Annotated in this window: 15 protein-coding genes; 6 read left to right on the top strand and 9 right to left on the bottom strand. The window is 55.5% G+C overall.

Annotated features, from left to right (window positions below):
* Positions 1-5 precede the first annotated feature (5 nt).
* Together BDE40_RS16835 and BDE40_RS16830 are read left to right on the top strand one after the other, a co-directional pair.
* The gene (locus BDE40_RS16835; RefSeq protein ID WP_134016535.1) at positions 6-878 is read left to right on the top strand and encodes a hypothetical protein; all 873 of its coding nucleotides are present in this window, start codon (positions 6-8) and stop codon (positions 876-878) included.
* A 79-nt stretch (positions 879-957) separates the two neighbouring features.
* Entirely contained in the window at positions 958-2433 is a 1476-nt protein-coding gene (locus BDE40_RS16830; protein WP_246030494.1) for a phosphate ABC transporter substrate-binding/OmpA family protein, read from the top strand.
* Positions 2434-2436: 3 nt separating this feature from the next.
* Here the strand turns inward: BDE40_RS16830 and radC are convergent, their stop codons facing one another.
* The 3 genes from radC to sfsA are packed head-to-tail and all read right to left on the bottom strand — an operon-like array spanning position 2437 to position 4824.
* Positions 2437-3186 carry a RadC family protein gene (radC, locus tag BDE40_RS16825; RefSeq protein ID WP_134016531.1) on the bottom strand — a complete coding sequence of 250 codons (750 nt, stop codon included), beginning with the start codon at positions 3184-3186 and terminating at the stop codon, positions 2437-2439.
* A 43-nt stretch (positions 3187-3229) separates the two neighbouring features.
* Positions 3230-4042 (bottom strand): type I methionyl aminopeptidase, encoded by an 813-nt coding sequence (gene map, locus BDE40_RS16820; RefSeq protein ID WP_246030493.1) that lies wholly within the window; start codon positions 4040-4042, stop codon positions 3230-3232.
* A 47-nt stretch (positions 4043-4089) separates the two neighbouring features.
* Positions 4090-4824, bottom strand: coding sequence for a DNA/RNA nuclease SfsA (gene sfsA, locus BDE40_RS16815; protein ID WP_134016529.1), 735 nt, complete (start codon positions 4822-4824; stop codon positions 4090-4092).
* A 46-nt stretch (positions 4825-4870) separates the two neighbouring features.
* On the opposite strand from sfsA, the gene BDE40_RS16810 reads away from it, so the two are divergent.
* Genes BDE40_RS16810 through BDE40_RS16795 form a run of 4 tightly spaced genes read left to right on the top strand, consistent with a single transcriptional unit; the run spans position 4871 to position 7826 of the window.
* Positions 4871-5602, top strand: coding sequence for a competence/damage-inducible protein A (locus BDE40_RS16810; protein ID WP_134016527.1), 732 nt, complete (start codon positions 4871-4873; stop codon positions 5600-5602).
* Positions 5589-6293, top strand: coding sequence for a GNAT family N-acetyltransferase (locus BDE40_RS16805; protein ID WP_134016525.1), 705 nt, complete (start codon positions 5589-5591; stop codon positions 6291-6293). The genes BDE40_RS16810 and BDE40_RS16805 overlap by 14 nt, the downstream gene beginning before the upstream one ends.
* Before the next feature lie 13 nt (positions 6294-6306).
* Positions 6307-6876, top strand: coding sequence for a peroxidase-related enzyme (locus tag BDE40_RS16800; protein ID WP_281275467.1), 570 nt, complete (start codon positions 6307-6309; stop codon positions 6874-6876).
* Entirely contained in the window at positions 6873-7826 is a 954-nt protein-coding gene (locus BDE40_RS16795; protein WP_134016523.1) for an OmpA family protein, read from the top strand. Before BDE40_RS16800 ends, BDE40_RS16795 begins: the two co-directional genes overlap by 4 nt.
* Positions 7827-7857: 31 nt before the next feature.
* Here the strand turns inward: BDE40_RS16795 and BDE40_RS16790 are convergent, their stop codons facing one another.
* The 6 genes from BDE40_RS16790 to BDE40_RS16765 form a co-directional block, all read right to left on the bottom strand.
* A complete protein-coding gene (locus BDE40_RS16790) occupies positions 7858-8769 on the bottom strand; it encodes a LysR family transcriptional regulator (RefSeq protein ID WP_073144776.1) in 912 nt (303 codons plus the stop codon).
* Between the two features lie 144 nt (positions 8770-8913).
* Positions 8914-9780 (bottom strand): zinc transporter ZntB, encoded by an 867-nt coding sequence (locus BDE40_RS16785; RefSeq protein ID WP_134016521.1) that lies wholly within the window; start codon positions 9778-9780, stop codon positions 8914-8916.
* Entirely contained in the window at positions 9777-11801 is a 2025-nt protein-coding gene (locus BDE40_RS16780; RefSeq protein ID WP_134016519.1) for an FAD-dependent oxidoreductase, read from the bottom strand. Before BDE40_RS16780 ends, BDE40_RS16785 begins: the two co-directional genes overlap by 4 nt.
* A 98-nt stretch (positions 11802-11899) precedes the next feature.
* Positions 11900-12280, bottom strand: a complete 381-nt coding sequence (locus tag BDE40_RS16775; protein WP_134016517.1) for a hypothetical protein — start codon at positions 12278-12280, stop codon at positions 11900-11902.
* Between the two features lie 12 nt (positions 12281-12292).
* Complete coding sequence (locus BDE40_RS16770) at positions 12293-13054, bottom strand: DUF6478 family protein (RefSeq protein ID WP_134016715.1); 762 nt, start codon at positions 13052-13054, stop codon at positions 12293-12295.
* Positions 13055-13217: 163 nt separating this feature from the next.
* Entirely contained in the window at positions 13218-13844 is a 627-nt protein-coding gene (locus tag BDE40_RS16765) for a hypothetical protein (protein ID WP_134016515.1), read from the bottom strand.

Genomic DNA, 13844 nt, shown 5'->3' with positions numbered 1-13844 from the left:
GGTAAATGAGCAGAATTTTGACAGGCGCAGCGCTGGCTGCGTGGTTTGGTATTGTATCCCCGACACATGCAGACGGAATAGCCGCGGCGATTACGCCGCCACGGCCGAACGTTTTGCTTCCGTCACCAGAGCTTCCGCACGACGTTGATGAAACGCTTGTAACATTCACCTCTGCGATAGCTCCATTTGCGGAGTATCAGGATCCCGTCACGGAAATTGTCGCAAGGCAGGCTAACATTTCCAACTTCGGCACGGCATGTGGGTCGTCTCTGACCATAACGCCCAACCCAGATGCTATGTTAAACGTCCGGGTTTCTGCACCTTGTTTGCCTTATGATGTCGTGCGGATTGAGCATGAGAACCTTGCCTTCACGCAACCAATGCCCCTCACGGGTGAGCTATCGTTTTTGCTTCCCGCGCTTGATGAGTATGCCGAACTAAAAGCGGTTTTGTCGGACGGCACTGTTCTGAATGCAGCCGCCCATGTGCCAGATGCGCAGAACTTTGCCCGCGTCGCTTTGCAATGGAGCGGAGCCGATCCGGGCGAGCTCGTCGCGAAGGCTCCGAAGGTTTTGGATGGTCAGGTTTTTCATCTGGGGCAGTCGCTTGATACAAGTGGCGCCGTTTTACAGGTCTTTTCAAGCCGGATAAGCGACAGCGCAACCTCTGGTGTGGTTCGCTTGTCGATGCAAGCAGCGGTAACTGCAAACAACTGTGAAGCTGGCCATGCTGCGCGCGTACATCGAACGGTGCCGGGCGAGCCGACTTCAACCTACGACCTGACCTTAAAAGGGCCAGGATGCGGGGCGGTTGGTGAAAGACTGGAGTTGAAAAATATCCTTCGAGACCTGAAACTCGCAGGAAACCAAGGCGGATAATCAAGTGCACTTTTTATGGCGCAGCTTATGGGCGGCAATCTGGCTTTGCGCGTCCGCGATGACGGCGTCCGCAAATGACGTGAAACTGACGTCACGCGATGGTGCGATCCAGATTGAAGGGACTTTGCTCACTTACGATGGCGAGTTCTATCGGGTTGAAACGATCTACGGGCCACTGACGTTGGATGGTCAGGGCGTGACATGCGACGGCCCTGGTTGTCCCGACTTAAACGCATTTGTTGCGAACATTCGCCTGTCGGGCGCTGACCGGATGGCTGATGTGCTTATTCCTGCAATGATTCAAGCTTTCGCGATGCGGAAAGGACTTTCGGTAACGCGTGAGGTGACGAATGACCGTCAGTCCACTTTCGAGCTTAAGGACAGCGAGCGGGTGCAGGCGCGGTTCGAGTTGTCATCAGGAACCACCGCAGAGGGGTATGCTGACCTAATTGCGGAGGAGGCAGACATTGCCTTGGTCTTGCGTGAGCCGCGCAGCGCCGAAATCGCGATGGCACGCAGCGCGGCCTCAGGAGATTTGCTGAAAGGACGGCGCGCCCGGGTCGTGGCTTTGGATGGAGTTGTGGCTATCACCGCACCGAGTCAGCAGCTGCGCAGCATATCCTTGGAACAAATGGCAGCCGCATTGTCAGGCAGCGTGAAGCGTTGGTCGGACATTGGCGGCGCGGATATTCCGATCATCCGTCACCTTCCGAAGCCGGAATCGGGGCTCTTGGAGACATTTGAAGACCGCGTATTGCGCCCGAATGCGGCGTCTCTTGCGGAAGGTGCGACCCACCATGAATTTTTGGAAGATCTGGCAGATGCTGTGGCGGGCGATACCTTTGCGATAGGCCTGACAACGCTTAGCGAGATTGGAAATGCAATTCCCCTTCAGGTAGCCGGAAGTTGCGGCTTCGAGACCAACGCGACGCTCTCTGCTTTGCGGTCGGAGGATTACCCGCTCACATTGCCCTTGATGCTTTATACACCAGCGCGCCGGTTGCCACTTATCGCGCGTGAATTTCTCGACTTTACCCAAGATCCAGCCGCTGATCTGGTTATTCGCAGGGCAGGCTTCGTTGATCAGGCAATCACCAAAACAAGGTTTGATGATCAAGGTGACCGGCTTGCCCACGCAATTTCGCAAGCCGGACCGGAAGTCACATTGGATGACCTGCAAGCTATGGTCGAGGCGTTGCGCGATCGTGACCGTCTTTCGACCACATTCCGGTTCACAGGTGGCACCCGCCTTGATGTGCAGTCACAAGAAAACATCATTCGCCTAGCCCGCGCGATTGAAACTGGTGCGTTCAACGACCAAGATTTGTTGCTCGCCGGATTTAGTGACGGCGACGGGCCAGCGGAACCCAATCTGACCTTGTCACTGAAACGAGCGAAGACAGTTTTGCGGTTGCTGAAAGAGGCAGCGCCGGACGCGGACTTCAAGCGCCTTAAACTCCGTACAGACGCATTTGGCGAGGCGCTACCGATGGCGTGCGATGACACGGATTGGGGGCGGGCAATCAACCGTCGCGTCGAAGTTTGGGTGAAATAGAGCCTAAAGAAGCTCGTTGGAGCGGAAGGAATAAGTGCCGCTGCTTCCGATGATTAGGTGGTCGTGCAAGACCAAACCCAAGGTTTCAGCACCTTGGCGAATTTGGCGGGTCATTGCGATGTCGTCACGGGAGGGCGTTGAATCTCCGGACGGGTGATTATGCACCAAGATCAAAGCGGAAGCATTGAGTTCCAACGCCCGTTTGATCACCTCTCGCGGATAAACAGGTACATGATCGACCGTTCCTGTCTGTAGTGCTTCATCCGCGATCAGGCGGTTGCGGCGATCCAAAAACAGCACACGGAACTGCTCGCGCTCCATATTAGCCATCTTTGCGCGGCAGTATTGCAGCAGCGCATCCCAAGACGACAGTACGTCGCGGTGCATAACCTTGGTTCGCGCCATGGTTTGCGCCGCAGCTTCTACAACTTTCAGCTCCTGAATAACGCTTGTCCCAACACCCTGCACAGCAGAAAGCCGATTGGGGGACGCGGCGATAACACCGTTAAAGTCACCGAATGTCGCCAATAGGCGTCGCGCCAAACTACGCACCTCCCGGCGGGGGATCGCGCGAAATAGCACCAGTTCCAGCAGTTCCGATTCAGGCGTTGCATCGCCCCCGGCTTTCAAAAACCTATCCCGTACACGCTTGCGATGGCCGTGTTGCTCCGCCTCCCGAGAGTGGGAAATAGAGATCCGATGCGGCTGCAATCCCGGTAGGGCGTCCATCATATGTGCTTGGTGCAGTGTCATGGCACCAGTTCGGATGATTCGACTTAATTGCGGGTTAAGCGCCTCAATAGGTCGGGTGGAACTTCCCGCCTGGTGACAGGGTGAAAATCTGACACCCGTCTGCAGTCACTCCAATCGAATGCTCAAACTGCGCCGACAGTGACTTATCGCGGGTCACCGCAGTCCAGTCGTCAGCGAGCACCTTTGTTTCGGGTCGCCCGAGGTTCACCATGGGTTCAATTGTGAAGAACATGCCCTCCTCCAGCACTGCACCAGTGCCGGGTCGACCATAGTGAAGTACGTTTGGTGGCGCATGGAACACGCGGCCCAGCCCGTGACCACAGAAATCACGGACGACGGACATGCGATGTCCTTCAACGTATTTTTGAATGGCATTCCCGATATCGCCGAATGTGTTCCCCGGCTTGACGGCATTGATGCCTTCAAACAGCGCGTCATGGGTCACCTGAATCAACCGCTCCGCCTTGCGGTTGGGTTTGCCCGCGACATACATGCGACTGGTGTCGCCGAACCACCCGTCCACGATCACCGTAACGTCGATGTTCAGAATATCGCCTTCTTTTAGCAGCTTCGGGCCGGGTATGCCGTGGCAGACGACATGATTCACGCTGATGCAACTCGCGTGTTGGTAGCCCTTGTAGCCGATGGTGGCAGAGGTAGAGCCCGCGTCGTTCACCATTTTGGTGATCGCTGTATCCAAAACCTTTGTTGTGGTGCCGGGCACCACAAGTTCAGCCACGTCATCGAGTATCTGAGCGGCCAACGCGCCAGCCTTGGCCATGCCTGCGAAATCTACGTTGTCATAGATGCGGATGCCTTGCTTGGTGATGCGGCCTTTATGTGTCGTGTCGTCCAAAGGTAACTCCGGTGTTGCTTGCGACACATATAATATGCCGTTTGAGGTTAGACCACCCTTGGGCAGCTTTGTGGTGCGGGGTCGATCGGTAGCGCTTTTCCAATCGACATCCCAGTATTGGAGATAGTGCTGGCGTAGCACAGCATTTCGACGCCGCCGTTACGGGCAATGTCGAAAGCTTTGGCGTATTTAGGGTCTAGATCAGCGGCCATTCGCAGCTGATCGCAATCTGTACGGCTAACCAGATAAAGCATCACTGCTCGGGCGCCGGTGCGCGCAATTTCGGTCAACTCCCGCAGATGCTTTGCACCCCGTTCAGTGACGCAATCGGGAAATTCTGCCCAATTTCCGTCGCGTCGCAGGGTGACGCTTTTCACTTCGACATATGCGTCCGGCAACCCGTCTTGCGCCAACAGAAAGTCCACGCGACTTCCAGTTCCGTACGCCACCTCGGGTCTTATAGTTTCGTAGGACGAGAGTTCGGAGATCTGTTTTTTCAGGAGCGCTTCTTTGATCACCTTATTGGGCAAACCTGTATCTATGCAGGCGAAGTGGCCCCCAGCCAGTTCGGCAGTGCGCCACCCGTATTTCAGCTTTCTCTTTGGGTCGTCGTTTCCCTCCAGCCAAATGCGTGTTCCGTCGCCTTTAAGTCCCAGCATCGCGCCGGGGTTCGGGCAGTGAGCGGTAATCTCTTCTCCCGTGCTTTCCAGCACCGCGTCCGCTAGGAAGCGTTTGTAGCGACGGATTAGTCGGGCGGGCACAAGTGGGGTTTGAAAGCGCATGGGCGGGGCCTATACCGAAAGGAAGCCGTCAATCAAGGATAACGCCATGCCAAACCCCACCGCTGCCATGCTTGTCATCGGCGACGAGATTCTTTCGGGCCGCACAAAAGATACCAACACCAACTATCTAGCCTGTGCCTTGACCGAGGCAGCGATCGACCTGAAGGAGGCGCGCGTTGTCTCGGACGAACATGACCGCATCGCCGAGGCTGTCCAAGTGCTTAGCAAACGCTACGACCATGTCTTCACCTCGGGCGGTATTGGTCCAACACATGATGACATCACGGCCGATGCAATCGGGGCAGCGTTCGGGGTTAATGTCGACATCCGTGATGACGCGCGTGATCTGTTGGCCGCGCATTACAAGCGTCAGGGAATGGAGTTCAACGATGCGCGCAAACGTATGGCCCGCATCCCCGATGGCGCGACGCTTATCGAAAACCCGGTCTCGATTGCGCCAGGGTTTAGCATTGGAAATGTGCATGTGATGGCGGGTGTCCCGACAGTGTTTCATGCCATGGTTGCGACCGTTTTGGCGACACTCACAGGCGGACAACCCCTTCTTTCGGAAACCTTGAGAGTATATATGGGAGAGGGAGACGTCGCAGGCCCCCTTGGGATTTTGGCTGAGGCCAATAAAGACGTCTCTTTGGGTTCGTACCCGTTTCAAAAGGACGGGGTCTATGGCAGCAACTTGGTGGTCCGCGGTACGGATCCCTCGCGGCTAAAAGCGGTTATCGGGCAATTGGCAAAGGTGCTTGGCGTTGAACACGAATGATCTCTTTGATGTTGTGGAGGCAACATGGCCAGCAGCGAAGGAAACGCAAGTCGGTCCATGGTTGATCCGCGATGGACAAGGTGGCGGCAAACGGGTGTCTGCTGCGCGACCGGTTGGCCCTGTGACGCAGAACGACGTTGCGTTGGCAGTGGCCGAGATGAAGAAGTTGGGGCAACCTGCCCTGTTCTCGCTTCGCCCTGAAGATGGTCAACTAGACTCTATTCTGGCGCAAATGGGTTATGAAGTGCTTGACCCTTCGATTCTGTTTATTGGGTCGCTGTTCGAGGAAACCGTCCCTCCGGTCACGGCATTTGACATCTGGCCACCCCTTCAAATCATGAAGGATGTCTGGTCCGAAGGTGGTATCGGTCCAGGTCGAATCGCGGTTATGGAGCGGGTGACAGGCCCTAAAACATCCATCCTCGGGCGGATATCCGACCGTGCGGCGGGCTGCGCATTCGTGGCGATCCACGGGACAACAGCAATGGTTCACGCGGTGGAGGTCTTGCCCGATTATCGTCGCCACGGGCTTGCGCGAAACATGATGTACGCCGCTGCGCGATGGGCAAAAGAGCAGGGCGCAGAGCATTTCTCCTTGGTAACCACCGGATCGAATGTCGCAGCACAATCGCTTTATAGCTCTCTGGGCTTGTCGGTGGTTGGGCGGTATCATTACCGGATGAAACCCTGAAAGGCCCTGCCCCGTGACCAATCCAAATGTAACTGCTCTTGATCTGCCGATGGCCGACCCGCTGCCAGAGGCGACACAGAAATACTTTGATATATGCACGGAAAAACTGGGCATGATCCCGAACGTGCTGCAGTCCTATGCGTTCGATCCTGACAAGCTGAACGCCTTCACCGGAATGTATAATGACTTGATGCTTGGCGACAGCAACCTGTCCAAGCTGGAGCGTGAAATGATCGCGGTGGCGGTCTCGTCGGTGAACAAATGTTTCTACTGCCTCGTGGCGCATGGTGCTGCGGTGCGCCAGTTGTCCGGCGATCCGGCTTTGGGTGAGGCATTGGTAATGAACTACCGTGTGGCGCCGCTTGATGCCCGACAACGGGCCATGCTGGACTTTGCAGTGCAGATGACAGAAGCCAGCTACCGGATTGAAGAATGCGATCGCGACGCATTGCGTAAGGTGGGTTTTAATGATCGCGATATCTGGGACATCGCCGCAGTTGCCAGCTTCTTCAACATGACGAACCGAATGGCCTCCGCCGTGGATATGCGCCCGAACGCGGAATATCACGCGGCTGATAGATGATCCGGACACTGCCTTTTTGCTTGGCGGGCTGTCTGCTCGCCACTTCGGCTTGGGCCGATTTGGAGCTAACTTTTCCCGGCCCTGCGACAGAAACTTTTTCCGAGGTAGAGCCATTTGCCAGCTACAAGCTGCCTGTCGGACCCTATGCAGACGGATTCGTGCAAACTCTGGTGGCTGAGGGTCAGCAGATCACCCGCGCTTGGCGGGTTGCCATTGATGTCGGGACGTCGTTGTTGGTCATGGACAACTTGCGTCAACAGATAGAATCGTCCGGCTTCGAATTGTTGTACGAATGTACGACCGAGATATGCGGCGGTTTCGATTTTCGTTTCACGGCTGACGTGCTTCCAGAGCCTGTAATGCATGTCGATTTAGGTGATTTTCGGTACCTCGCTGCGCAGCGGCTTGGTGGTGCGGTTCCGGAGTATATTAGTTTGTTTGTCAGCCGTGGTTCAGACACAGCTTTCGTGCAGATGATCCTTGTAGGCAGTCCGGACGCTACCTCTGTGACAGCGCAACCGGGTGGCGCAGATGAGCAGTTGCCGCCGGTTGTGTCGAATGTTGTGGCAGGGTCTGTGATCGAAGCTTTACTGCGGGACGGCCATGCAGTTCTGGATGACTTACAGTTCGAGACCGGGTCTTCAGCCTTGGGTGAAGGCGCATATCAGTCGCTGTCGGATTTGTCCGAATACTTGAAAGCCAATCCGGAATTCCGGATCGCTCTTGTTGGACACACAGATGCGGAAGGGTCACTTCAGGGGAACGTCAGCCTGTCGCGAAAGCGCGCGCAATCTGTGGCAGCTCGGCTGGTCAAGAAATTCGGCACCCCGAGCGCTCAGATTGAAGCGGATGGTGTCGGATATCTTGCCCCACGGGCAAATAACCTGACTGAAACTGGCCGGACACAAAACAGAAGGGTCGAGGTGATTATCACCTCGACCCAAGAGTGATGCTGCCAAACATCGGGGAAAATCGTACCGTCTAATTGGTCCAGACGTCTGGGCCTTTTTCTTTGAACGCTTCCACAAGGAAGTCGATAAAGGTCCGCACTTTTGGCTGCGTATAGCGGCCCGGCGGATAGACGGCGTAGATGCCTTGGGTTTCTTTTGGAAGCTCCGGCATGGCCTCCTCGACCAAACCTTGACGCAAAGCGTCTGCGTAAAGGAAGCTTGGAAGGTAGGCGATGCCCAAACCCGATACACAAGCGTTAAGCAGTGATTGCCCGTCATTGACCGTCAACCAGCCCTGTGTGCGCACCTGACGCTTTTCACCAGACGGCGCAGTAAGCTTCCACACGTTGCCAGCCGATTGGTTGGAATAATGCAGCAGCTTGTGATTGTTGAGGTCGTCGATTTTCTCGGGGCGGCCAAACTGCTCAAAGTAGCCCGGTGCTGCGATAAGCCGTTTCGTGGTCTCGGTCAGTTTGCGAGCACGCAGCGAGCTGTCTTCCATCTCGCCAATACGGATCGCAAGATCGAACCCCTCGGAGATCAATTCCACAAAGCGGTTGTTCAGAACCATATTCACGGTGATGTCGGGATAATCCACAAGGAAGTCACCTAAGATCGGTGACATGTGGTTCACACCAAAATCTGTAGCGACGGAGATACGTAGCAAGCCGGAAGGCGCGCTTTGCATTGACGAGACCAAGGCGTCTGCTTCGCCAGCGTCATTCAGAACGCGGCGGGCGCGGTCATAATAAGCAAGGCCGATTTCGGTCGGGCTGACGCGCCGCGTTGTGCGGTTCAGCAGCCGCGCACCAAGCCGTGTTTCAAGGGACGACACGTGCTTTGAGACGGCGGATTTTGAAATCCCCATCTTGCGGGCCGCGTCGGTAAAGCCCCCTTGATCCACCACAGTGGCGAATGCTTCCATTTCGGTCAGTCGGTCCATTCGGTTACCTCAATAACTCATGACGTTTGAGGCGTTATCCTGTTCAATTGGGGCAGGAATGAGAATTCCATTGGACGATTCAGGGGTATCTGTTGGGATCGTTGATGGCATGGAAACAAGTAAACATATGTTTCCTTGTGAGCTCTAAAGCCAATCGAGCCACTTAAATACTGCGACCAATGCTACAGCCACGACGACCATAGCCATACAAAGCAGGGCGAACGACATCGGCCATTCGGTGCCAGGTAGACCTGCGACGTTCATTCCGAACAGGCCGGTCAGGAATCCCAAGGGCAGGAAAACCCCCGCAATCAATGACAAAACATAGCCGTTTCGACCTTGGCTAAGTGATGCCTGAATATCCAGATGGTCCTGCAAACCAAGAAGCCGGTCCCGAACTGCGTCCAACGCCTCTAGAGCCAAAGCCATGCGGTTTGCAGGCTCCCGCAGTTGCAGTTTGTCAGCCTCGGTCAAGACCGGGCTGTCCAACGCTGCCAATTTTACCAAGGCGTCTTTCTGCGGACCAATGTAGCGACGGAGCTTGATCGTCGTGTGGCGCAGGGGGCCCAACCCCTTCAAGTCTTCACGCCCGCCCTCAAGGACAGCATCCTCCATGTCATCTGTCGCTGATGTCAGACGAAGTGCGGTGTTCTCGATGCGATTTGTTAATCCGGTCACAAGCAATGTCAGAAACTCTCCGACAGTCTCCGGGCCGGACCCTGCGGCAATCTGCTTCCGAATATCTTCCAACGCGAAAATGCGACGCATACGGACAGTGACGATCATATCTGAAGTGATCCATAAACGCAGGGACACCATGTCCTCAACGTCTTGCCCTTCGTTCAAGTTCACACCGCGCAGGTTGAGGATCACACCATCGCCAAGACGATCACATCTTGGCCGCGTTTCGGATTGCGTTAGGGCAGAGGCCGCGATGTCAGGCACATTGGCAGAGAGCCAGTCCGGCAGCTTGGGGTCGCCAAGCTCGAAGTGATGCCATTGGAAGTTCAAAGGGTCGCCGCAAGGCGTATGCCTTGGTTGATCGCGCGCTTGGCATCAAGCTCCGCGGCGACATCTGCACCACCGATAATGTGAAGCGCTGTGTCCTTGGCTTCCAGTTGATCCGCAAGCTTTCGCATCGGTACCTGTCCCGCGCAAAGAACGATTGTGTCGACCTCGATCACACGCGGATTTTCCCGCGCCTCACCGTCGGAAACATGGAGCCCTTGCGCATCAATCCGCTCGTAATTGACACCGCCGACCATGTTCACGCCCTTCATCTGTAGCGCAGCGCGATGAATCCAGCCGGTCGTTTTTCCCAATCGCTTGCCAAGCTTTTCGGATTTGCGTTGCAGCAGCGTTACCTGACGTACGGCAGGCTCGGGCTGTGGTCCTTCGGCGGCCAGGCCACCGCGTTTCGCTTCCGGGTCCGTGACACCCCATTCTTCCATCCACGCGTCCAGATCCACGGTCGGGCTGTCATCGGTCGTCAAATACTCTGCCACATCAAAGCCGATACCACCTGCACCAATGATCGCCACACGTTTTCCGACCTTGGCGCCACCGCGTAGCACATCAATGTAGGACAGCACGTTGGGGCCATCTTGCCCGTCAATCTGTGGATCACGCGGTGCGACGCCGGTCGCGATGATCACTTCGTCAAACTCTGTCAGCATCTCGGCTGTGGCTTCAGTATCAAGGCGCAAGTCAATGCTGCTTTTGGCAACCATGGTTTTGTACCAGTCAACAAGCCCGAAGAACTCTTCCTTGCCGGGAATCTGTTTGGCCATGTTCAACTGGCCGCCAATTTCATTTTGTTTATCGAACAGGGTCACCTTGTGACCACGCTCCGCCGCAGTAAGCGCTGTCGACAGTCCGGCCGGGCCAGCACCCACAATGGCGATGGCTTTGGCTGAAGGGGCAGGCTTGATCACCAGCTCCGTCTCGAAACAGGCTTGAGGGTTCACGAGGCACGAACTTATTTTGCCGTTGAAGGTATGGTCCAAGCAGGCTTGGTTGCAGGCGATACATGGCGCAATCTCGGCTGCTCTGCCAGCCTCGGCCTTTGCCACGAAATGCGGGTCCGCTAGGAACGGGCGCGCCATGGACACCATATCAGCGCATCCATCGGCCAAAACCGCTTCGGCAACGTCAGGCATGTTGATCCGGTTCGAGGTGATGACAGGGATAGTCACCTCACCCATCAGCTTTTTGGTTACCCAAGTGAACGCGCGGCGCGGCACCGATGTGGCGATTGTTGGAATACGGGCCTCGTGCCAGCCAATGCCGGTGTTGATGATTGTCGCACCCGCTTTCTCGACTTCTTTCGCCAGTTGCATCACCTCTTCCCAAGTGGAGCCGTTGGGGATCAGGTCGATCATGCTGAGGCGGTAAATCACGATGAAGTCGCTGCCTACTGCTTCGCGTACCCGCTTTATGACCTCGATAGGCAGCCGCATCCGGTTTTCATAAGAGCCGCCCCAGCGGTCTTCGCGTTTGTTGGTATGGGTGACCAGAAACTGGTTCAGAAAATAGCCTTCCGAGCCCATGACTTCGACGCCGTCATAGCCAGCGTCTTTCGCACGGCTGGCGGCAGTCGCAATGTCAGCAATCTGTTTTTCGATCCCGGCTTCATCCAGTTCTTTGGGCGGAAACGGGGAGATCGGGGATTTAATGGCCGACGCGCTGACACATTCGGGGCCATATGCATACCGGCCTGCGTGTAAAATTTGCATGGCAATCTTGCCACCGACTTCATGAACTCGGTCGGTAACCACCTTGTGGTTCGCGATATCTTCATCGGAGAACAGACCCGCAGCACCCGGAAACACACCGCCTTCGCGGTTTGGAGCCATGCCGCCGGTAACCATCAAGGCAACACCGCCGCGCGCACGCTCGGCATAAAACTCTGCAACACGGTTCCAGTCTTTGGTTTCTTCAAGACCGGTATGCATCGAGCCCATAAGAACGCGGTTCTTTAGCGTGGTGAAGCCAAGGTCCAGCGGTGCCAGAAGGTTGGGATATGCAGTCATGAGAGTCCTCCAGAGTTCGCCCCAGCATTACTCAGGCTTACGCGCACGTCACGCAAAACGCGGCGTCATGCGCGCAACTTCTCGGATAAGTCTGGTCTTCAAGTTGTCTCGACGCAATGCCGGCGAAACGCTTTCTTCAGCATGTCGAGTTCCGACCGCAGCAAGTCCATCTCGGCGCGGATGTCGTCGGACAGAACTTCACCCGTCACAATCGTAAAGCTGTCCAAGGTATCGCCTGTCGGTTTTTCGTTGATCAGAAAGGTTTGCACCCCATCCGTCAGAACCTCGCGTGGGATATTGAAGCGCACATGCCATGTGTTCCCGAGACTTGCGTCTTCGGTGACCGACAAGCCATCCAGTTCGCGCTCCAGATGAACCGCGACCAAGTCGGGATTGTAGTTTTCCTCGGTTTCGGCGCTTAGTACCGCTTCATAGATTCCGGCTTGAATACGTGTTTTGGTCAGGATGACTTTGCTCATGTGGCGTGTTCCTTAGAAATCGGCGCGCGGGCGACGGCTGAATGTTACGTCGCGCAGATTGATTTCATTCATTTCCGGACCCTCAAATATCAAATCCATCCAGATACGCTCCAAACGGCGCTCGCTGATTTTTGTATGAGCCAGATCGAATTCCACCATCATTTCAGAGCCATCCAGTGGCAACTCGCGTACAACTTGCTCCACGTTGGGACCGTATTTGATATTCAGGCGTGCAAAAATTTCTAACGGTTTTTCGGTCTCTACTTCTGTATCCATTCTCAGGATGTGGTTCTTCCGAAGGCCATCAATGGCATTTTCTGGTAGATCGATGACCAAACTCAGGAAGCTTCCATCAAATTTGAATACGTCCATGCGAAGTCCAAATGGTGCAAGATCGCCTTCGCGGGTGTTTCGCACTTGGCGCAAAGTCAGCTCGGAAATTTGGCAATCATGATAGATCGTGGCTGAATTACCAATCCTTGTCCGGTTTTCAACGGCGGAGATACCCACGGGCGATACCGGGCCACGCCAAAGCTCCGGCCGGTGCGACCAATCCGATTGCGCGGGCTTGCGGATCGCGTTCGAGCCGATTCGGGGCAAGGTCAGCCGGGCGTCTGCAACATGGGTGACCTGATCAACCCGCCGACGCATTTGGCGGGCTTGTGCGCGAAGGTGCCTCAATAGCGATAAATCTATGGTCTCGGCGTCTTGCACCGCGGCCTCCCAACGGCGCAAGGTTCGGCGGTGAAGCCGCCGTCGCACGAATTCTCGCATCCGATCCATCATAGGTGTTGAGACAGTCCTGTTAGCTTTGAATTAGACGGCTACCATTGTTTCTATATTGCAAACAATGGTTTCAACCAAGTATTCGGCGAAGGAGTCCTGTCTCGGCAACATTTCCCACGGGGGCTCGAACAGCGTTCTTGGTTGCCACAGCTTAGTTTTCCATCAGGACATTGCCAAAGTCATACAGCGTCTGGAGGCCGTCGGCGCTGCTGATAGGCGTGTTTTTTAGACCAAGAACCGAGAGTGCAACCACCGAGTTCTTTACATCAAAGTAACCACGCCAGTAGGTATTCGTCGTGCCTGTCAACAAGGGCGCGCCGGTATCTCGAGCGTGCACAAAAAACGCTCCGTTACGTGTGAAGCTATCGAGAATCTCGACGGTACCCGCGTCACCAGTAGCACTAAGCACTGCTTTTCCGGACTCAGAGTTGAAAAATTCCTCCAAGGCCGTTTCTGACTCACCAATTGTAGGACCGTTCTTTCCAGCAGGGAGCACAGACGCAGTTGCAATGGCGTTCACGAAGGGTTGCGGCAGTTCTTCGTTACCTGAAATGGCGGCGCAGTTACCGAACACGACAAACGCTTGGGCTGGACGGTGTTTCGAAGATTCCCGATCAACGCAGAAACCAGTTGGTCCGCGCAAAACAATCCGGTCGGCGGTGACGGTGATCTCTGTTTGGGCAGCTTTCGATCTGCTATTGGAAAGACCGGCCAGCGGGTTTTCCCCGCAAGCCGATACTGCAAATGCAACCGTTGTAAGAGCAACCGTCAAACGCAC

The sequence above is a fragment of the Litoreibacter halocynthiae genome (assembly GCF_004365635.1).
GTDB lineage: Bacteria > Pseudomonadota > Alphaproteobacteria > Rhodobacterales > Rhodobacteraceae > Litoreibacter > Litoreibacter halocynthiae.
Note: the sequence above shows the minus strand (reverse complement) of the source record. Positions and strands in the feature narration are given on the sequence as shown.